Source organism: Pseudonocardia spirodelae (assembly GCF_037727765.1).
Classification (GTDB): domain Bacteria; phylum Actinomycetota; class Actinomycetes; order Mycobacteriales; family Pseudonocardiaceae; genus Pseudonocardia; species Pseudonocardia spirodelae.
The window spans coordinates 63,439-83,098 of the sequence record NZ_JBBJUP010000021.1 but is presented as its reverse complement, the minus strand read 5'-3'; the positions used below and the strand labels follow the sequence as shown (position 1 = coordinate 83,098).

The 19,660-nt window shown below is 74.8% G+C and carries 17 protein-coding genes; 11 read left to right on the top strand and 6 right to left on the bottom strand.

The window, feature by feature from the left end:
- Nucleotides 1–23 precede the first annotated feature (23 nt).
- From WJX68_RS21995 to WJX68_RS21975, 5 genes are all read left to right on the top strand, one after another.
- Nucleotides 24–977 carry a sugar phosphate isomerase/epimerase family protein gene (locus WJX68_RS21995; RefSeq protein WP_340294166.1) on the top strand — a complete coding sequence of 318 codons (954 nt, stop codon included), beginning with the start codon at nt 24–26 and terminating at the stop codon, nt 975–977.
- The gene (locus WJX68_RS21990; RefSeq protein ID WP_340294164.1) at nt 974–1,948 is read left to right on the top strand and encodes a 3-hydroxyacyl-CoA dehydrogenase family protein; all 975 of its coding nucleotides are present in this window, start codon (nt 974–976) and stop codon (nt 1,946–1,948) included. Before WJX68_RS21995 ends, WJX68_RS21990 begins: the two co-directional genes overlap by 4 nt.
- Nucleotides 1,945–2,712 carry an SDR family NAD(P)-dependent oxidoreductase gene (locus WJX68_RS21985; RefSeq protein ID WP_340294163.1) on the top strand — a complete coding sequence of 256 codons (768 nt, stop codon included), beginning with the start codon at nt 1,945–1,947 and terminating at the stop codon, nt 2,710–2,712. The genes WJX68_RS21990 and WJX68_RS21985 overlap by 4 nt, the downstream gene beginning before the upstream one ends.
- 142 nt (nt 2,713–2,854) lie before the next feature.
- Nucleotides 2,855–4,225, top strand: a complete 1,371-nt coding sequence (locus tag WJX68_RS21980) for an MFS transporter (RefSeq protein WP_340294160.1) — start codon at nt 2,855–2,857, stop codon at nt 4,223–4,225.
- Nucleotides 4,222–5,454: a four-carbon acid sugar kinase family protein gene (locus tag WJX68_RS21975; RefSeq protein ID WP_340294158.1), complete on the top strand. Its 1,233-nt coding sequence runs from the start codon at nt 4,222–4,224 to the stop codon at nt 5,452–5,454. Before WJX68_RS21980 ends, WJX68_RS21975 begins: the two co-directional genes overlap by 4 nt.
- 2 nt (nt 5,455–5,456) lie before the next feature.
- Here the strand turns inward: WJX68_RS21975 and WJX68_RS21970 are convergent, their stop codons facing one another.
- Entirely contained in the window at nt 5,457–5,678 is a 222-nt protein-coding gene (locus WJX68_RS21970) for a hypothetical protein (RefSeq protein WP_340294156.1), read from the bottom strand.
- A gap of 52 nt (nt 5,679–5,730) precedes the next feature.
- A complete protein-coding gene (locus WJX68_RS21965) occupies nt 5,731–6,483 on the bottom strand; it encodes a sulfite exporter TauE/SafE family protein (RefSeq protein WP_340294154.1) in 753 nt (250 codons plus the stop codon).
- A gap of 106 nt (nt 6,484–6,589) precedes the next feature.
- Between WJX68_RS21965 and WJX68_RS21960 the strand changes: the two genes are divergently transcribed.
- Nucleotides 6,590–7,252, top strand: a complete 663-nt coding sequence (locus tag WJX68_RS21960; RefSeq protein ID WP_340294152.1) for a TetR/AcrR family transcriptional regulator — start codon at nt 6,590–6,592, stop codon at nt 7,250–7,252.
- On the opposite strand, the gene WJX68_RS21955 is transcribed toward WJX68_RS21960, so the two are convergent.
- Nucleotides 7,253–8,800: an ABC-F family ATP-binding cassette domain-containing protein gene (locus WJX68_RS21955; protein ID WP_340294216.1), complete on the bottom strand. Its 1,548-nt coding sequence runs from the start codon at nt 8,798–8,800 to the stop codon at nt 7,253–7,255.
- Between the two features lie 310 nt (nt 8,801–9,110).
- On the opposite strand from WJX68_RS21955, the gene WJX68_RS21950 reads away from it, so the two are divergent.
- Entirely contained in the window at nt 9,111–9,512 is a 402-nt protein-coding gene (locus WJX68_RS21950) for a VOC family protein (protein ID WP_340294150.1), read from the top strand.
- Between the two features lie 74 nt (nt 9,513–9,586).
- On the opposite strand, the gene WJX68_RS21945 is transcribed toward WJX68_RS21950, so the two are convergent.
- Nucleotides 9,587–10,483, bottom strand: a complete 897-nt coding sequence (locus WJX68_RS21945) for an EamA family transporter (RefSeq protein WP_340294148.1) — start codon at nt 10,481–10,483, stop codon at nt 9,587–9,589.
- A 72-nt stretch (nt 10,484–10,555) separates the two neighbouring features.
- Here WJX68_RS21945 and WJX68_RS21940 point away from each other — a divergent pair, with 72 nt between their 5' ends.
- Complete coding sequence (locus tag WJX68_RS21940) at nt 10,556–11,509, top strand: LysR family transcriptional regulator (RefSeq protein ID WP_340294146.1); 954 nt, start codon at nt 10,556–10,558, stop codon at nt 11,507–11,509.
- Here the strand turns inward: WJX68_RS21940 and WJX68_RS21935 are convergent.
- The gene (locus WJX68_RS21935) at nt 11,473–12,828 is read right to left on the bottom strand and encodes a C40 family peptidase (protein WP_340294144.1); all 1,356 of its coding nucleotides are present in this window, start codon (nt 12,826–12,828) and stop codon (nt 11,473–11,475) included. The genes WJX68_RS21940 and WJX68_RS21935 overlap by 37 nt on opposite strands.
- Before the next feature lie 351 nt (nt 12,829–13,179).
- Here WJX68_RS21935 and acnA point away from each other — a divergent pair, with 351 nt between their 5' ends.
- Complete coding sequence (acnA, locus tag WJX68_RS21930) at nt 13,180–15,981, top strand: aconitate hydratase AcnA (RefSeq protein ID WP_340294142.1); 2,802 nt, start codon at nt 13,180–13,182, stop codon at nt 15,979–15,981.
- Between the two features lie 61 nt (nt 15,982–16,042).
- Here the strand turns inward: acnA and WJX68_RS21925 are convergent, their stop codons facing one another.
- On the bottom strand, nt 16,043–16,798 hold the full coding sequence (locus WJX68_RS21925; RefSeq protein WP_340294140.1) for an IclR family transcriptional regulator: 756 nt from the start codon (nt 16,796–16,798) through the stop codon (nt 16,043–16,045).
- Nucleotides 16,799–16,902: 104 nt separating this feature from the next.
- Here WJX68_RS21925 and WJX68_RS21920 point away from each other — a divergent pair, with 104 nt between their 5' ends.
- Together WJX68_RS21920 and WJX68_RS21915 are read left to right on the top strand one after the other, a co-directional pair.
- Nucleotides 16,903–18,210 (top strand): SLC13 family permease, encoded by a 1,308-nt coding sequence (locus tag WJX68_RS21920; protein WP_340294138.1) that lies wholly within the window; start codon nt 16,903–16,905, stop codon nt 18,208–18,210.
- 12 nt (nt 18,211–18,222) lie between these two features.
- Nucleotides 18,223–19,608, top strand: a complete 1,386-nt coding sequence (locus tag WJX68_RS21915; RefSeq protein WP_340294136.1) for an acyl-CoA synthetase — start codon at nt 18,223–18,225, stop codon at nt 19,606–19,608.
- The last annotated feature ends 52 nt before the right edge of the window (nt 19,609–19,660 follow it).

Here is a 19,660-nt window from a genome sequence, read left to right as displayed (position 1 = left end):
GCATGCGCACCGAAGGAGCCGCCATGCCCACCACGCCCCCGGTCCCCGCACCGGAGGACTGGCCGATCGCCGTCTGCATGCACGGGTTCGCCCCCGTGGGACCCGACGGGGTCGCGCTGCACGACGCCCCCGCCGAGCGCTGGGACGACGTGTTCGCCCAGGTCGCCGCCCTCGGGTTCACCGAGCTGGAGATCGCCGACTCCCACATCCGGCCCGCCGACCTGGAGCCCTCGCGCCGCGAGGAGCTGCGCGCGATCGCGACGCAGCACGGCGTCGCGATGATCTCGGTGCACGTGCAGCGCCAGAGCGTGCTGCAGCCCGGCCGCGAACAGCGCAACCTCGACTACGCCCACCGCACCATCGACGCGGCCGCCGAGCTGGGCATGACGGTGTTCTCCACCGGCCTGCACCACCCGTTCTCCGAGGCGCAGAAGAAGGCGCTGTGGTTCTGGACCGCGCCCGGCTGGAAGGACCCCGACGACGCCGCGACCCGGGCCACCGCCGTCGCGCGGCTGCGCGAGCTCGGCGAGCACGCGGCGTCGGTCGGCCTGCCGATGGCGCTGGAGATGTACGAGGACACCTACCTCGGCACCGCCGACTCCGCCGTGGCGCTGGTGCAGGAGATCGGGCTCGACAACGTCGGGCTCAACCCCGACATCGGCAACCTCGTGCGGCTGCACCGCCCCATCGAGGACTGGCGCGAGATGCACGCCAGGACGCTGCCGTACGCGAAGTACTGGCACGTGAAGAACTACGCCCGCGACGAGGCCGGCGACGGCTCGTGGTTCAGCTCCACGCCGACCTCGATGGAGCTCGGGCTCATCAACTACCGCCAGGTCGTGCGCGACGCCGTCGAGCTCGGCTTCCGCGGGCCGTTCCTGATGGAGCAGTACGGCGGCGACTCGCTCGGCGTCTGCGCCACCAACCGCGACTACCTGCGCGGCCTGCTCGCCACCACCCGGAAGGACCGTTCATGACCCTCGAGGGACGCACCGTCGCGGTGATCGGCAGCGGCTACATGGGCGGCGGGATCGCCCAGGTCCTGGCCCTGGCCGGGGCCGAGGTCCGCATCGCCGACGTCGACGCCGACACCACCCGCGCCAACCTCGACCGGCTCGTCGCGGAGGCCCGCGCCTTCGCCGCCGAGGACCTGTTCCCCGCCCACGCCCCCGACACGATCGCCGGGCGCGTGCACGCCGCGGAGTCGTTCGAGGCCGCCGTCGAGGGCGCCGACTTCGTCGAGGAGGCGGTGCCGGAGAAGATCGGGATCAAGCACGAGGTGCTGCGCCGGGTCTCCGCCGCCGCCGCGCCGGACACCGTCATCGGGTCCAACACCTCCACCATCCTCATCGGGCGGATCGCCGAGGCCGTCCAGCGGCCGGAGCGGTTCCTGGGCGTGCACTTCTCCAACCCCGCGCCGTTCATCCCCGGCGTCGAGGTCATCGCGCACGCCGGCACCGACCCGGCGATCCTGCCCGGCGTCGAGGAGCTGGTGCGCGCGGTCGGCAAGCAGCCCGCGCGCATCTCCGACGCCGACGGCTTCGTCCTCAACCGTCTGCAGTACGCGCTGTTCTCCGAGGCGTCCCAGCTCGTCGACGAGGGCGTCGCGAGCGCGGAGGACGTCGACACGATCGTCCGGACCACCTTCGGGTTCCGGCTGCCGTTCTTCGGCCCGTTCGCGATCGCCGACATGGCGGGCCTGGACGTCTACCGGTTCTGCTTCGAGTCGCTGCAGGGCCGCTGGCCCGAGCGCTTCGCCACCCCGCGGGCGCTGGCCGAGCACGTCGAGAACGGCCGGCTGGGCACCAAGTCCGGTGGCGGGTTCCTCGACGTCCCCGCCGAGCGGGTGCCCGAGCTCGTCGCGTACCGCAACAAGGCCTACGCGCGGATGGCGCAGCTGATCGACGAGCTGGGCCCGGCCCCGCTCGGGAAGGAGGACGACCGATGACCGGGTTCCCCACCGAACGGACCGTGATCCTCACCGGGGCGGGCTCCCCGCGCGGGATCGGGCGCTACGCGGCCGACCACCTCGCCGCGGCCGGCTGGCACGTCGGGCTGATCGACATCGACGGCGACGCGGCCGCGGCGACCGCGGCCGCGATCGCCGAGCGGCACGGGGTGCGCGCCGCGGGCGTCGGCGCCGACGTCGCCGACCGCGAGGCCGCCGTCGCCGCGGTGGACGCGCTGGAGCAGCAGCTGCCGCAGCTGGTCGCGCTGGTCGCATTCGCCGGGGTCGCCTCCCCGGTCCCCTACCTCGACGTCGACGCGCAGGAGTGGCGCCGGATCGTGGCCGTGAACCTCGACGGCACCCACTGGGTCACCCAGCGGGTCGCCCGCAGCCTGGTCGCCCACGGCGTCGGACGCATCGTGGGCATCTCCTCGGTCTCCGCCCAGCGCGGCGGCGGCACCTACTCCAAGACCCCCTACTCCGCGGCGAAGGCCGGCATCCAGGGCTTCATCCGCTCGGTCGCCCGTGAGCTGGGCCCGCACGGGATCACCGCGAACGTGATCGCCCCCGGCCCGATCGACACCGACATCATGGGCGGCACCCTCTCGCCCGAGCGCAAGGCGGCCATGGCCGCCGACGGCGTCGTGTCGCGCATCGGCACCCCGCACGACGTCGCCGCCGCCGCCGCGTACCTCATCGGGCCCGACTCCGGCTTCGTGACGGGCCAGACCCTGAACGTCGACGGCGGCCTCTACATGCACTAGGAGCCCGCGTGCCCCGTGAACCGTTCCCCGGCTGGTCGTGGTCGCGCGTCGCGTTCCTCGCGATCGGCCTCGTCCTCGTCGCGATCGGCCTCGTGCTGGTCCTCTGACCCGTCCGCCCGCACACGACCTCGAAGGGGAGATCGTGGAACCCACCACCGGCGACCGCACGCCGCGCGCGCTGCTCGACAGCCCGCACCTCGCGTCCGGCATCCGCAAGGCCACCACCCGGCTCATGCCGATGCTGGTGATCCTGTACTTCGTCGCGTTCCTGGACCGCACCAACGTCGGCTTCGCCGAGGAGGGGCTGCAGGTCGACCGCGGCATCAGCGCCGGGGCGTTCGCCCTGGGCGCGGGCATCTTCTTCATCGGCTACGCGATCTTCGAGATCCCCAGCAACCTGCTGCTCGACCGGTTCGGCGCCCGGTTCTGGCTGGCCCGGATCGCGGTGACCTGGGGTGTGGTCGCGAGCGCGTTCGCGTTCACCACGAACGACACGATGTTCGTGATCCTGCGGTTCCTGCTCGGCGTCACCGAGGCCGGGCTGTTCCCCGGCGTGATCATGTTCCTGTCGCAGTGGTTCCCGAACAAGAAGCGCGTGCAGATGTTCGCGATCTTCTACCTGGCCCAGCCGTTCAGCCAGATGCTCGGTGCGCCGCTGTCGGGCGGGCTGATCAGCTTCGGCGACACCCTCACGCCCTGGCACGGCTGGCAGGTCATGTTCTTCGTCGAGGGCGTCATGGCGATCATCGCCGGGGTGGCCGCGTACTTCCTGCTGACCGACTCCCCGCAGAAGGCGACCTGGCTCGACGAGCGGGAGAAGGCCGCGATGCGCGAGGTCATGGCGCACGAGGACACCGTGCGCGACGCCGACGGCCCGCGCGGGATCGTCCCGGCGATGCTCAACGGCAAGGTCTGGTACTTCACCGTCATCTACTTCTGCCTGCAGGTGGCCGTCTACGGCACCACGTTCTACCTGCCCCAGCAGGTCGCGGGCCTGCTCGGGCGCGACGTCGGCTGGCAGGTCGGGCTCGTCGCCGCGATCCCCTGGGCGGTCGGCCTGGTGTTCTGCTACGTCGTCGGCCGACACGCCGACACCGTCGCGCGGCGCCGCCACTGGGGCGCCATCGCCTTCCTCCTGACCGGCGCCGCGATCCTCGCCTCGGCCTGGGCCGGGGCGAACGGGCAGGCGCTGCTGGGCATCGTCGCGATCACCGTCGCGGTGTCGGCGTTCCTGTGCGCCGGGCCGATCAGCTGGTCGTTCCCGACGGCGTTCCTCACCGGGGCCGCGGCGGCCACCGGCATCGGCCTGATCAACTCGATCGGCAACCTCGGCGGCTTCGTCGCGCCGATCATGCGGACCGCGATCAACGAGGCCGTCCCGACCGGGGCCGGGACCTGGGGCGTCGTCTCGCTGGGGGTGCTCGCCTTCCTCGCCGCGGCGATGATGTGGGGCACCGCGCTGTTCCGCACCCGCGCCGACGCGCTGCTCGACACCCCGGGGCGGGAGCGGTGAAGATCCTCGTCTGCGACGACGACCCGACCGGCACGCAGTCCGCGACCGGGGTGGAGGTCCTGCTCCGGTGGGACGCCGACGTGCTCACCGACGCCCTGCGCCGGGCCGACGCGGTGTACCTGCTGACCAACACCCGCGCACTCGACGAGCAGGCCGCCGTCGCGCTGGTGTCGGGGATCCGCGCGGACGCCGAGGTCGCGGGCGGGCGGCTCGGCGAGCGGGTCCGGCTGGTGCTGCGGGGCGACTCGACGCTGCGCGGGCACGTGTTCGCCGAGTGCGACGCCGTCGATCCGGACGCGCCGGTGCTGTTCGTCCCCGCCTTCCCCGGCGGCGGGCGCACGACCGTCGACGGCACGCACCGGGTCCGCGTCGGCGGCGAGATCCTCCCGGCGCACGAGACGGAGTTCGCCCGCGACCCGGTGTTCGGCTACCGCGACGGCCACCTGCCCGGCTACGTCCGGGAGAAGTCGGCGCGCACACCGGTCACGGTCGGCATCGACGACGTGCGCTCCGGCGCGCTCGCCGGGGTGCTGACCGCCGCCGGGGACACCGACGTGGTGCTGCCCGACGTGCACGACGACACCGACGTCGCCCGCATCGCCGACGCCCTGCGCGGCGCGTGGGCGACCCGCGAGATCGTCGCGCGCGGCGGGGCGCCGCTGGCCGCCGCGGTGTGCCGGGTGAGCAGCGACGGCCTGCTCGAGGCCCCCGTCGCCGGACCGGGCCGCACGCTGCTGGTGTGCGGCTCGCACACCGCCGCCGCGGGCCGCCAGCTCGCGCACGCCTCGGCCGGGCGCGGTGCACCGGTGGTGGTCGGCACCGACGACGCACTCGCCGACCCGGACGCGACCGCGGCCCGGCTGGCCGCCGACCTGTCCGCCGACCTGTCCGCCGGTGGCTGGGCGGCCCTGGCCAGCGAGCGCGAGCGCCGCGCCGAGCACGACACCCTGGCCCACGGGGAGTCGGTGATGCGGGCGGTGGTCGGAGCGGTCGCGGCCCTGCGCGAGCAGGTCGACGTCGTGGTGACCAAGGGCGGGATCACCGGGGCCCAGGTCGCCCGCGACGGCCTCGGCGCGGTGTCGGCGCGGGTCCGCGGGCAGGTGCTGCCCGGGGTGTCGGTGTGGGACCTGACCACGCCGGGCGGGCGCGCCGTCGTGCAGGTGGTGGTGCCGGGCAACGTCGGCGACGACGACGCCCTCGACGCGGCGCTCGCGGCCGTCGGCGTGTGAGCTCACGGCGGGCCCCGGTCGACGAAGCGCAGGGTCATCGCCAGGTAGTCGCGCAGCGGCACGGTGCGCGGGGCGCGCCGGTGCCGGGACCAGATGACGTCGGCCCGGCCCGGGCTCAGGGTGTGGGCGTGCGCGACGACGGCACGCGCCTCGTCCGGGCCGATCTCGCGGCCGGCCAGCGAGGCGAGCGCCACGGCCAGCTCGGCGGCCTGCTCGTCGTCCACCGGCCCAGCACAGCAGGGACCCCCGACAGTTCCGCGCCGCCGGGCGCGCGGGTCACTCCACGAGCAGGAACACGATCGCCGCGACCCCGATCACGACGATGACCCCGCGCAGCACCGCGGGCGGCAGCCGCCGCCCGACCTTCGCCCCGAGCAGGCCGCCGACGATCGAGCTCGCGGCGATGATCCCGACGACCGCCCAGTCGACCGGGGCGACGACGGCGTAGATCGCGCCGGCGACGATGTTGACCACCGAGGCCAGGGTGTTCTTGAAGGCGTTGAGGCGCTGCAGCGGGTCGGCGACGAGCAGCCCCATCACGCCGACCAGCATGATGCCCTGCGCGGCGGTGAAGTAGCCGCCGTAGACGCCCACCAGGAACACCAGGCCGTAGAGCAGCGGCGAGCCGCTGCGGTCGGGGCGCTCGCGGGTGCGCAGGCGGCGGGCGAGCAGCGGCTGCACCGCGACGAGCAGCACCGAGGTGCCGACCAGGACGGGCACGATCGTCTCGAACGCGTCGGGGGGCAGCGACAGCAGCAGCGCCGCCCCGACGACCGCGCCCAGGAACGAGGCGACGGCGTAGCGCGCGAGGCGGCGGCCGTGCCCCTCCCACTCCTTGCGGTAGCCGACGGCGCCGGTGACCGAGCCGGTGATCAGGCCGATCGCGTTGGACGTCGTCGCCGTCACCGGCGGGTAGCCCAGCGCCACGAGCACCGGGAAGGTCACCAGCGTGCCGGACCCGACGACGGTGTTGATGAGCCCGGCCCACAGCCCGGCCAGCGCGATGACCGCGACCTCCCACAGTTCCACGCGGCCACCCTACGAGCCGCTCGTTGCGATACCGAACGAACCGTCGCGCGTAGGGCTTACGCATGCCGCGTAGGGCCGTCCACGCACCGCGTGTCATGATCCACGCGTGACCGCGCTCGACGACCCCCGCTGGGCCGCCCGGCCCGCGCCGGCGCGGCGGACGCTGGACCGGGGCGCGATCGTCGCGACGGCGCTGGCCGTCGCCGACGCCGAGGGCCTCCCGGCGGTGTCGATGCCGCGGCTGGCGCGCGAGCTGGGCTCGGCACCGATGTCGCTGTACCGCCACGTCCCGGGCAAGGACGCGCTGGTCGACCTGGTCCTGGACGCGGCGCTGGGCGAGCCGCCGGACCTCGCGGGGTGCGGGCTGCGGCTGGGCTGCGAGATCTGGGCGACCGCCCTGCGCGACGTGCTCGACGAGCACCCGTGGGCGGTCGGGCTGCTCGCCGGGGCGCGGGCGACCGGCCCCGCGGAGTGCGGGTGGGCCGAGGCGCTGCTGGCCCACGTCGTCGGGGCCGGGCAGCCGCTGTCGGCGGCGGTGGAGGTGCTGCACCTGCTGCACGGCTACGTCCGCGGCGCCGCCGCGATCGCCGGGGACCGCCTGCCGACCCTCGAGGACCTGCGCCGCTCCGGGCGCGCGGAGGCGCTGCCGGTGCTCGGCCGGCTGCTCGGCGGCGCCGTGGTGCGCGGGCCCGGGGGCGGCGAGCCGCTGTTCGCCTCCGGGCTGCGCCGCACCCTCGACGCCGTCGAGGCCGGTCTGCGGGCCGGCTAGCTAGCCCCCGAGCTCCAGACGCGGCCAGTCCGCGAGGTCGCGCAGCAGCTGCCGGTCGTGCGTCGCGACGACGACCGCCGCCGAGGTCGTCCGCAGCGCCGCGGTCAGCTCCGCGACCAGCGGCGCGGACAGGTGGTTGGTCGGCTCGTCGAGCAGGATCGCGCCCGGCGTCCCGGCGAGCGCGAGCGCGATGTCCAGGCGCCGGCGCCGGCCCTGCGAGAGCCGCCCGACCGGCGTGCCCCACGCGGGCGCGTCGAGCAGCCCGGTCGCGGCCGGGCCGCTCCCGTCGCCGCGCGCGCGGTGCTCGTCGTACACCTCGCGGGCGGTCCGCCGCGGGTCCTGGACGGCCCCCTCCTGCGCGATCCGCACGACCCGCGCCCCGGACCCGGTCGCCACCGCGCCGGTGTCCGGGGCGAGCTCGCCCGCCAGCACGGCGAGCAGCGTCGACTTCCCGGCGCCGTTGGGCCCGGTGACCAGCAGCCGGTCACCGCCGTCGAGGACGACGTCGACCGGGCCGGCGAGCCTGCCCGCGACCGTGACGCCGTGCGCCCGCAGCTGCGGCGCGCCCGGCCGGACCGCGGGGTCGCGCAGGCGCAGCGACGGCGGCGGCACCGGCACGTCGAGCCGGTGCGCGTCGAGCTCGGCCTGCCGGCGGCGCAGCGCCTGCACCACGCCCGGGGCCCGCGACTGGCGGGCGTGCCTGCCGGTCCCCTTCTCCGGGCGCCAGCCGGTCGACAGCCGGTCCCGCGCGGTCGCGACTGCCTCACCGAGACGGCGGTGCTCGGCCTGCTGGGCGGCGTGGTCCTCGGCCCAGCGGGCCAGCTCGCGGCGGCGGGCCTCCTGTGCGGCGGCGGGCCCGCCCGCGGTGGTCCGCGGCCGGCCGTCGCGGGTGGGGTCGAGGTCGCAGACGGTCCCGGCGACGTCGTCGAGCAGGGCCCGGTCGTGGCTGACGACGGCGATCCCGCCGGGGTGGGCGCGCAGCGAGGCGGTGAGGAACTCCAGGCCCGCGGCGTCGAGGTGGTTGGTCGGCTCGTCGAGCAGCAGGACGTCGGGCCGCGCACCGAGCAGGCACGCGAGCCGGACGCGGTGGCGCTGCCCCACCGACAGCGTGGCGAGCGGGCGCACGCGGTCCGTGCAGGCGCCGAGGGTGTCGAGCGCGAAGTCGACACGGCGCTCGGCGTCCCACGCGTCGAGCCGGGTCGCGGCGTCCAGCGCTGCGGCGTAGCGGTCGTCGGCGCCGGGCTCGCCGGTGACGAGCGCCGCGGTGGCCGCGTCGAGCCCGGCCAGCGCGGCGTGCGACGCGGCCACGGCCCGCCCGGTGAGCGTCCCGACGGTCTCGCCGTCGCCGGCCGGGAGGTCCTGGCGGAGGAGCGCGACGGTGCCGACACGCGTGACCGTGCCCAGGTCGGGGGTCAGCACCCCGGCGAGCACGTGCAGCAGGGTCGTCTTGCCGCGTCCGTTCTCGCCCACGATCGCGAGCCGGGACCGGGCCGCGACGGTCAGCGAGACGTCGGTCAGCACCGGGCGGGCGCCGCGGGTGACCGACACGGCCTCGGCCCGGACGTGCGCGGCGGCGCCGGCCGGGAGGGTGGCCGGGGTGGAGGCGGGGCTGGAGGCAGGGGTGGGGTCGGGCAGGGACACGAGGGCTCCGCGGCGTCCGTGGGTGGAGCCGGGCAGCACGGGACGGCCGCCCGGCGGGGAACCGGGACGGCGGACGCGAACGGGAGGAAGGTGGGCGCCGCCGTCAGCGGGCGGGGCGGACCTTCTGCGACCAGATGCCTCGTGCCATGGTGACCACCCTGGCCGCGGCCCGTGTCCGGGTCGTCCGCATTTCCGCCCGCCGGTTCCCGGAGGTCCGATGCCCACCGCCCGCGCACTGCCGTTCCTCACCTTCCAGCCGCCCCGCGGACCGAGCGCGAGCGAGGCGATGGAGTTCTGGACGTCGCTGTTCGACGACGGCGAGATCGTCTCGGTGACCCACCGTCCCGACGACCCGACCGCCGTCGTCCTCGCCGAGTTCGTCGTCGCCGGGCAGCGGCTGCGCTGCAGCGACAGCCCGCCGGTGCACCCGTGGGACTTCACCCCCGCGGTGTCGCTGTGGGTGGACTGCGACTCGGGCGACGAGCAGCGCCGCCTGCTCGCCGCGCTCGCCGCGGGCGGGCGGGAGTACATGCCGCTCGACGACTACGGCTTCGGCCCGTTCGCCTGGGTGGAGGACCGGTTCGGGGTCTCCTGGCAGCTCGCGGCCCCCGCGGGCTGAGCCGCGGACCCGCGACGTCGCGCAACCGCGACCCTGCCGCAGGGCTCCGCCCGCGGCGGCGGAGCAGCGGAGCCTCATACCGGAACGGGCACCCGCCGCCGGGCCGGCGCGGACGCCACCAGCACCCCGCCGACGACCACCGCCCCCGCGACCAGCTCTGTCGCCGACGGCCGCTCCCCCAGCAGCACCATCGCCAGGCTCATCCCGACGACCGGCACGAGCAGCGAGTGCGGCGCGACCAGCCCGGCCGGGTAGCGGCGCATCAGGCCGGTCCAGATCCCGGCGGCGAGCACGGTCGCCACCAGCGACAGGTACACCAGCGCACCGAGCCCGGGCAGGCCCGGACCGGAGAACATCGCCCCCACCGCGGCCCACGCCCCCGGTCCCTCGACCAGCGCGGACACGGCGAGCAGCGGCACCGGCGGCACGACGGTCATCCAGAGGGTGAGGTGCAGCGGGTCGACGTCGGCACCGTCGCGCTGCGCGAGGCGGCTCGACAGGTTCCCGGCCGCCCAGCCGAGCGCGCCGAGCAGGGTCAGCACCACCGGCAGCAGGGCGGCGGACTGGGCCCGGGCCAGCGCGATCGTCGCCAGCCCGGCGACCGCGACGCCGATGCCGGCCCACTGGCGCGCGGTCACGTGCTCGCGCAGCAGCAGCGCGCCCAGGACGAGGGTGAACGGGCCGGAGGCCTGCAGCACCAGCGAGGCCAGCCCGGTCGGCATGCCGGCGTACATGCCGAGGAACAGGAACAGGAACTGCAGCGTGCCGAACCCCAGCCCGTAGCCCAGCAGCCAGCGCAGCGGGACCCGGGGGCGGGGCACGAGCAGCACGGTCGGCACGGCGAGCACGAGCATCCGCAGACCGGCGAGGAAGATCGGCTGGAAGTGCGCCAGCCCGACGTGGATGGCGATGAAGTTCGCGCCCCACAACACGGCGACGACGACGGCGAGCAGGCGGTCCCGGACGGTCACGGTGTCCACGCTGCCCGCCGCGGACCGTGCAGACCAGCGACATCTGCTGAACCGACCTTGTAGCGTCGCTGCATGGACGTGCACCGGCTCCGGATCCTGCGCGAGCTCGCCGACCGCGGGTCGGTCACCGCCGCGGCCGCGGCCCTGCACGTCACCCCGTCCGCGGTGTCCCAGCAGCTCAAGGCGCTGTCGCGGGAGACCGGTCTGGAGCTGACCGCCCCGGACGGGCGCGGGTTGCGCCTGACCGCGGCCGGGGAGGCCGTCGTCGCCGGCGCGCAGGAGGTGCTCGACGCGCTGGGCCGCCTGGATCGGACCACCGCGGGCCTGCGCGAGGAGCCCCGCGGCACGGTGCGGGTGGTGTTCTTCCCGTCGGCGGCGCGGCTGCTGCTGCCCGGCCTGCTGCACCGGGCGGCCCGGCACGAGGGCCTGACGTTGTCCTGCCGCGACCTCGACCTGCGCCCCGACGAGGTCCCCGCGGCCGCGGCCGACGCCGACGTCGTCGTGACCCACCACGACGAGCGCCTCGACCCCTTCGCCGGGGGCCGGCTGCGGCGCCACCCGCTGCTGCGCGAGCCCCTGGACGTCGCGCTGCCTCCCGGCCACCCGCTGGCCGCCCGCGACGCGGTCGGCCTGGACGACCTCGTCGACGCCGACTGGATCTCCGTCGCCGTCGGTTGGCCGGTCGACGACGTGCTGAACTCCCTGGCCCTGGTGACCGGCACCGTCCCGCGGGTGGTGCAGCGGATCAACGACTTCTCGGTCACCGAGGAGCTCGTCGCGCGCGGGCACGGCGTCGCGCTGCTGCCGCGCTGGTCCACCGACCACCGCGACGGCACCCGCCTGGCCCTGCGCCCGCTGGCCGGGGTCCGCGCCGCGCGCCTGGTCCGGGCCGTCACCCGGGGCGAGGTCACCCGGCCCGCGGTCCGGCTGGTCCTCGACGAGCTGGCCGCCGAGGCCGCGGCGGTGACCGGTGGCGCCGCCCGCGCGTCTCAGAGCAGGCGGGTGACCTTGTCGAGCCCGTCGTAGCGGACGTTCGTGACCCGCACGGCCGCGCCCGAGTACGGCGCCTCGAGCATCTTGCCGTCGCCGAGGTAGAGCGCGATGTGGTGGGTCCGCCCGCCCGTGGCCCACGACAGCATGTCCCCGCGCCGCATGTCCGAGATCGGCACCAGCCGTCCCGCGTTCGCCTGGTTGCCGCTGTAGCGGGGCAGGTCGATGCCCACCCCGGCGAAGGCGAAGAGCATCAGGCCCGAGCAGTCGAAGCCGACCTTGCGGAAGTCGCCGTGGGCGTCGGCGACGCCGCCGTCGCGGATGCCGCGGGTCGGGCCGCGGGAGTTGCCGCCGCCCCAGGCGTAGATCGTGCCGAGCTGGGCCATCGCCCGGTCGACGACGGTCTCGATCGCGCCCGAGCCCGACCGCGGGCCCGCCCCGGGCGCCGGTTCGACGGCGACCCGGGCCGCCGCCTCCTCGCGGGCCCGGCGGTCGGCCTCGGCCTGCAGCCGGGCCTGCTCGGCGCGCCAGGCGTCGTAGCGCTGGCGGGCCGCGCGCAGACCGGCGTCGGCGTTCTCGGCCGCGTCGAGCTGTGCCTGCACGCCGGCCCGTTCGGTGTGGACGTCGTCGAGGCGGCTCTGCTGGGCGTCCGCGGCGGCGACGGCGCCGCTCACCGCGTCGTCGGCCGCGGCGCTGGCCTGCTCGGCGTCGGCGCGGCGCCGGTCGGCCTCCTCCTGGGCCGCGCGGGCGAGCGAGTCGGCGTTGGCCTGCGCGATGCGCGCCTGCTGCAGCTGCTCGAGCACCGCGGCCTGGTCCTCGCCGAGCGCCTCGGTGAGCCGGGCCCGGTCCATGAGGTCCTGCGGGTCGGTGGCCCGCGAGAGCAGCCCGAGCGGGCCCAGGTCGAGGCCGTGGGTGTAGACGTCGCCGACGAAGGAGTCGATGCGGGTACGGGCGTCGTCGACGGCCCGGCCGGCGGCCTCGGTCGCGGTGCGCGCGTCGGCGGCCCGGGCCGCGGCGGCGTCGGCCTCGCGCCCGGCGGCGTCGGCGGTGTCGCGGGCCGCGAGGGCCTCCTCGTTGCGCGCCGCGACCTCCATCCGGAGCTGCTCGGCCTGCGCGTCGAGCTCGGCCAGGCGCGCGGTGAGCCGGCCGACCTCGGCCGCCCGGTCCTGCACGGACTGCCGGCTGCGCTGCAGCTCGTCGTCGCCCGGGTTGGGCGGCGGCGGGGGCGTCGGCTGCGCCGGGGACACCTGCGCCGCGGGCAGCACCGGGGCCGCGGAGCCGACCCCGGGCAGCGCCAGGGTCACCGCCGCGAGCACCCCCACGACGACGAGGGTCGCCGGCGACTGGCGCGTCACGGGAGGTCCTTCCGGGCAGCGGGCGGTGGGCGCGGCCGAGCCTGCCACTTCCGTCACCCGCTCCCCCTGCGACACACCGACCCCGTCCACCGCACGGGCGACACGGCGGCGCCGGGGCCGTCCCGGGGGGCCGTGGCCCGGCCCGCGCCGCGGCGGGACGCGACGGCGGCGACCCCGGACACACCCGGCTCGCCCCGCTTATAGGACACGCGTACTGTTTGCGCTACGAGGGTCCGCGCTGCTGCCGTCACGGTGGTGCGCGAGACTCCGACACGACGCCGGCGGAACCGCCCCTCACGAGCGCCCGCCGAACCGGACGGACACGCCCACCACCACGGGGAGGACCACCAAGTGGCCAGCACCGACAGCTTCGGCGCCAAGGGACAGCTCGATGTCGGGAGCGAGTCCTACGAGATCTTCCGGCTCGCCTCGGTGGAGGGCGCCCAGCGCCTGCCGTTCAGCCTGAAGGTCCTGCTCGAGAACCTGCTCCGCACCGAGGACGGCGCGAACGTCACGGCGGACCACATCACCGCCCTGGCGAACTGGGACCCGCAGGCCGACCCCGACACCGAGATCCAGTTCACCCCGGCCAGGGTGATCATGCAGGACTTCACCGGTGTCCCCTGCGTCGTCGACCTGGCGACCATGCGCGAGGCCGTGACCGAGATGGGCGGCGACCCGGCGAAGGTCAACCCGCTCGCCCCCGCCGAGCTGGTCATCGACCACTCGGTGATGATCGACTTCTTCGGCACCGCGGACGCGTTCGAGAAGAACATCGAGTTCGAGTACGGCCGCAACAAGGAGCGCTACCAGTTCCTGCGCTGGGGCCAGGGCGCCTTCGACGAGTTCAAGGTCGTCCCGCCGGGCACCGGCATCGTGCACCAGGTCAACATCGAGAACCTGGCCCGCGTCGTCATGCCCCGGGGCGGGCAGGCCTACCCCGACACCCTGGTCGGCACCGACTCCCACACCACCATGGTCAACGGCCTGGGCGTGCTGGGCTGGGGCGTCGGCGGCATCGAGGCCGAGGCCGCGATGCTCGGCCAGCCCGTGTCGATGCTCATCCCGCAGGTGCTGGGCTTCAAGCTCTCCGGCGAGATCCCCACCGGCGTGACCGCGACCGACGTGGTGCTGACGATCACCGAGATGCTGCGCCGCGAGGGCGTCGTCGGCAAGTTCGTCGAGTTCTACGGCGAGGGCGTCGGCTCGGTGCCGCTGGCCAACCGCGCCACCATCGGCAACATGAGCCCGGAGTTCGGCTCCACCGCGGCGATCTTCCCGATCGACGAGGAGACCGTCCGCTACCTCAAGCTGACCGGCCGCTCGCCGGAGCAGATCGCGCTGGTCGAGGCCTACGCCAAGGAGCAGGGCCTCTGGCACGACCCGTCGCACGAGCCCGTCTTCTCCCGGACCCTCGAGCTGGACCTGTCGACGGTGAAGCCGTCGATCGCCGGGCCGAAGCGCCCGCAGGACCGCATCGAGCTCGCCGACGCCAAGCCGGCGTTCCGCAAGTCCGTGCACGACTACGTGAACGACGACGAGCAGCAGCTCGCCGGCGTCGACGAGTCCTCCGCCGAGTCCTTCCCGGCCTCGGACGCCCCGGCCCTGTCCTTCGCCGACGAGGACGCCGCCCCGGTCGTCCTGTCCGCGGCCGACGGCTGCGAGGGCCGCCCCTCCAAGCCGGTCACCGTGACCTCGCAGTCGCGCGGGGAGTTCGTGCTCGACCACGGCGCCGTCGTCATCGCCTCGATCACCTCCTGCACCAACACCTCCAACCCGAGCGTCATGCTCGGCGCGGCGCTGCTGGCCAAGAACGCCGTCGAGAAGGGCCTCGCGGTCAAGCCGTGGGTCAAGACCTCGATGGCGCCCGGCAGCCAGGTCGTCACCGACTACTACGAGAAGGCCGGTCTCTGGCCCTACCTCGACAAGCTCGGCTACAACCTGGTCGGCTACGGCTGCACCACCTGCATCGGCAACTCCGGCCCGCTGCCCGAGGAGATCTCGGCCGCGGTCAACGACAACGACCTCACCGTGGTGTCGGTCCTGTCGGGCAACCGGAACTTCGAGGGCCGGATCAACCCCGACGTCAAGATGAACTACCTGGCGTCCCCGCCGCTGGTCATCGCCTACGCCCTGGCCGGGACGATGGACTTCGACTTCGAGGCTCAGCCGCTGGGGCGCGACACCGAGGGCAACGAGGTGTTCCTGCGCGACATCTGGCCCTCGACCGAGGACATCACCTCGGTCGTCGACAACTCGATCACCTCGGAGATGTTCACCAAGAACTACTCCGACGTCTTCAGCGGCGACGAGCGCTGGCGTGCGCTGCCCACGCCCGAGGGCCGGACCTTCGAGTGGGACCAGCAGTCCACCTACGTCCGCAAGCCCCCGTACTTCGAGGGCATGTCGGCCGAGCCGTCGCCGGTCTCCGACATCACCGGCGCGCGTGTGCTGGCGCTGCTCGGCGACTCGGTGACCACCGACCACATCTCGCCCGCCGGCGCGATCAAGCCGGGCACCCCGGCCGCTGCGTACCTCGACGAGCACTGCGTCGAGAGAGGCGACTACAACTCCTTCGGCTCGCGGCGCGGCAACCACGAGGTGATGATCCGCGGCACGTTCGCGAACATCCGGCTGCGCAACCTGCTGCTGGACGACGTGAGCGGCGGCTACACCCGCGACTTCACCGTCGACGGCGCGCCGCAGGCGTTCATCTACGACGCCGCGCAGAACTACGCCGCGGCCGGCACCCCGCTGGTCGTGCTCGGCGGCAAGGAGTACGGCTCCGGCTCGTCGCGCGACTGGGCGGCCAAGGGCACCGCGCTGCTGGGCGTCAAGGCCGTCATCGTCGAGTCGTTCGAGCGCATCCACCGCTCGAACCTGATCGGCATGGGTGTCGTCCCGCTGCAGTTCCCCGAGGGCGAGTCCGCGCGGAGCCTCGGCCTCGACGGCACCGAGACCTTCGACATCGCCGGCATCACCGAGCTGAACGACGGGAAGACCCCGAAGTCGGTGCACGTGACCGCCACGAAGGACTCGGGCGAGACCGTCGAGTTCGACGCGAAGGTCCGCATCGACACCCCCGGTGAGGCGGACTACTACCGCAACGGCGGCATCCTGCAGTACGTCCTGCGGGGCATGCTCGCGAGCTGACGCGCCACCACCACGCGACACCACGCGGAGCCCGTCGTCCCCCCGGGGGCGGCGGGCTCCGTCACGTCCGGAGCCCGGCGCCCAGCTCGCGCGAGATCCGCCGGGCGGCGTCCGCGGCGGCGGCGCCGTGGCCGTCGAACACGTCCTCGGTCATGCGCACGGTCGGCCCGGACACCGACAGCGAGCCGACCGGGCGGCCGTCCGGGCCGAGCACGGCGGCGCCGACGGCGGCGATGCCGTCCGAGAGGCCCTCGGGGTTGACCGACCACCCCCGCGCCCGGACCTGTGCCAGGCACTCCCGCAGCCGGCCGGGGTCGGTCACCGTGTGCCCGGTGGAGGGTTCCAGCGGGCCGGCGAGGTAGCGCTCGACCTCCTCGTCGGTGCAGGCGGCCAGGTAGGCCTGGCCGGTCGCCGAGGCGTGCAGCGGGATGCGGTGGCCCAGCGGCAGGAACGCGCGCAGCCGGTGCGCGGTGTCAAGCCGTTCGACGAGCACGAGCTCGCGCCCGTCCGGGGCCGCCAGGTGCACCGTCTCCCCCGTGGCGAGCTGCAGCTCGTGCAGGACGGGCAGGGCCCGCTCGCGCAGCCCACCGGCGTCGCGGGCCTGGTTGCCGACGGCGAACGCCCGGTAGGTGAGCCGCCAGCGGGCGTCCTCCCCCAGCCCGCACCAGCCGACCTCGGCCAGCGTGCGCAGCGTGCGCAGCACGGTGGACTTGGGCAGGTCCACCGCCCGGGCCACCTCCGACAGCCCGACGGGCTGCCGCTCACCCACCGCCTCCAGGACCCGGATCGCGGAGACGACGCTGTTCGTCGGCGCCATGGGTTGACCTCCCCTGATCGGGCGACCTAGTGTCCGGCACCACAACGGTCCGTCAGATGAACCACTGTGCCACCTGATGGACCGATCCGACAAGGTGCAGACCAATGGGGGTAGGCATGGCGGTGCAGGTCGTCTGCTTGGTGGTGTTCGCGGCGGTCTTCGTGATCGCCGAGGTCCGGCGGTCCCACATCGGGATCGTGATGTTCGCGGCCGCCGCCGGGATGGGGTTGCTCGTCGCGGGCCTGCCGCTGGACGACATCGTCGCCGGCTTCCCCGTCGACATCCTGGTGCTGCTGGTCGGGGTCACGTTCTTCTTCGGGATCGCCAAGGCCAACGGCACGATCGGGAGGCTGGTCGACCGTGCGCTGCTCGTGGTCGGTGACCGCACCGGGGCGCTGCCGCTGACGTTCTTCGTGCTCACCGGCGTGGTGTCGGCGATGGGCTCGCCGCTGGGCGGGCTCGTCATGGCGCCGATCGGGATGACGGTGGCCCACCGGCGCGGCGTGGACCCGATGCTGATGGCGCTCGCCATCGGCACCGGGCTCTCGGCGGGCGGGTTCGCGCCGACGTCGCTGTTCGGCATCGTCACCTGGGGCACGGCGAACTCCGCCGGCATCGCCCTGAACCCGCTCACGCTGTTCGCGGTGGCGATCGTCGCGAACCTGGTGCTGCTGGCCGCGTCCTACCTGATGTTCTCCGCGCGCAGCCGCACGCTCGTGACCGCCGGCGGCGGTACGGGATCCGGGAGCGCCGACGGCACCGACGGCACCGACGGGCCGGTCGTGCGCGAGCCGCTGCGGGCGACCCACGTGGTCACCGTCGTCGCGATGCTGGGCCTCGTGGCCGCCGTCGTCGTGCTGGCGGTCCTCGGCCGGGAGCCCGACGTCGGCGTGCTCGCCTTCGCCTTCGGCGCGGTGCTCACCCTGATCGACCCCGACAGCGGGCGCGGCGCGCTGAAGGAGATCGACTGGTCCACCGTCCTGCTGGTCGGCGGGATCATCACCTACGTCGGCGTGCTGCAGGAGATCGGCTCGGTCGACCTGCTCGGCGACCTGGCCGCCGGCCTGTCGGTCCCGCTGCTGGCCGCACTGGTGATCTGCGCGGTGTGCGGGCTGGTGTCGGCGTTCGCGTCCACCACCGGCATCCTGGCCGCGCTGGTCCCGCTCGCGATCCCGCTGGTGCAGCAGGGCGGCGTGCCGGGCTGGGCGCTGATCTGCGCGCTGGGCGTGTGCTCGTCCATCGTGGACGTGTCGCCCTTCTCGACGGTGGGTGCGACGCTGGTCGCCACCACCGTCGACGAGCAGGAGCGGCCCCGCATGACCGCCCTGCTGACCCGTTGGGGCCTGTCCATGGTGGTGCTCGGCCCGGTCGCGCTGGTCGGTGCGCTCGTGCTGCCGGCCATGGCCGCGTAAGAAGGAGAACCCGTGTTCCTGACCTCCCTGACCGGCTCCGAGGACCTGGAGCGTGCCGTCACCGTCGGCGACGACGTGCTGTCCCGCGCCGAGCTCCTCGACCGCGCCGGCCGCCTCGCCGCCGGCATCCCCGACCACGGCCCCCTCGCCGTGCACGCGACCCCCTCGATCGACACCGTCGTCGCCATCACCGCCGCCATCCTCGCCGGCGTCCCGGTCGTGCCCGTCCCCCCGGACTCCGGGCCCGCCGAACGCGGCCACGTCCTCACCGACTCCGGCGCCACCGCCTGGGCCGGAGAGCTGCCCGACGACGTCGACCTCCCCGTGGTCCTACCCGGCTCGCAGCCCATCGCCCCACGCGAGGTCGACCCCGCCGCCACCGCGATGCTGCTCTACACCTCCGGCACCACCGGCCGCCCCAAGGGCGCCCAGCTGTCCGGCACCGCCATCGCCGCCGGCCTCGACGCCCTCTACCAGGTCTGGGACTGGACCCCCGAGGACACCGTCGCCCACGGGCTACCCCTGTTCCACGTCCACGGCCTGATCCTCGGCGTCCTCGGATCACTGCGCCGCGGCTCCCGCGTGATCCACACCGTCAAACCCCAACCCGCCCGCTACGCCGCGGTCGACGCCACCATGTACTTCGGCGTCCCCACCGTGTGGAACCGCATCGTCGACGAACCCGACGCCGCCCGCGCACTCGGCCGGGCCCGGCTCCTGGTCTCCGGCAGCGCACCCCTGCCCGCCACCCTGTTCGACCGCATCGCCGCCCTCACCGGCCAGGCGCCCGTCGAGCGCTACGGCATGACCGAAACCATGATCACCCTCTCCGCCCGCGCCGACGGCGAACGCCGCGCCGGCTGGGTCGGGCTACCCGTCCCGGGCGCCGAGACCCGGCTGCTCCCCGCGTCCGACGAGGCGCCCGAGGACGTCCCCGACGACGGCGAGACCATCGGCCGCCTGCAGGTCCGCGGCCCGATGCTGTTCGACGGCTACCGGGGCCGCCCCGACGCCGACGACGAGTGCTGGGCCGGCCAGGGCTGGTTCCGCACCGGCGACCTCGCCGTGCGCGACCCCGACGGATTCCACCGCATCGTCGGCCGCGAGTCGGTCGACCTCATCAAGTCCGGCGGCTACCGCATCGGCTCCGGCGAGATCGAGGCCGTCCTGCTCGACCACCCCGCCGTGTCCGAGGTCGCCGTCGTCGGCGCCCCCGACCCCGACCTCGGCCAGAAGATCGTCGCCTACGTCGTCGGCGACGGCCGCGACGCCCAGGCCCTGATCGACCACGTCGCCGCACAGCTGTCCTGGCACAAACGCCCCCGCGACGTCGTCTTCCTCGACGACCTGCCCCGCAACCCCATGGGCAAGGTCCAGAAGAAGCTCCTCGGGCCCTGATCCGCCCGGACCCACCCGGATCGGGCGCGTACCCGGGCGCGCCCGGCCCGGG

Bases quoted from the DNA above. Each gene is read 5' to 3' on its own strand.
- WJX68_RS21950 (WP_340294150.1), top strand. From the start codon at position 9,111: ATGCCCACCGCCCGCGCACTGCCGTTCCTCACCTTCCAGCCGCCCCGC.
- WJX68_RS21925 (WP_340294140.1), bottom strand. From the start codon at position 16,798: ATGGCGCCGACGAACAGCGTCGTCTCCGCGATCCGGGTCCTGGAGGCG.
- WJX68_RS21995 (WP_340294166.1), top strand. From the start codon at position 24: ATGCCCACCACGCCCCCGGTCCCCGCACCGGAGGACTGGCCGATCGCC.
- WJX68_RS21940 (WP_340294146.1), top strand. From the start codon at position 10,556: ATGGACGTGCACCGGCTCCGGATCCTGCGCGAGCTCGCCGACCGCGGG.
- WJX68_RS21985 (WP_340294163.1), top strand. From the start codon at position 1,945: ATGACCGGGTTCCCCACCGAACGGACCGTGATCCTCACCGGGGCGGGC.
- WJX68_RS21990 (WP_340294164.1), top strand. From the start codon at position 974: ATGACCCTCGAGGGACGCACCGTCGCGGTGATCGGCAGCGGCTACATG.
- WJX68_RS21920 (WP_340294138.1), top strand. From the start codon at position 16,903: ATGGGGGTAGGCATGGCGGTGCAGGTCGTCTGCTTGGTGGTGTTCGCG.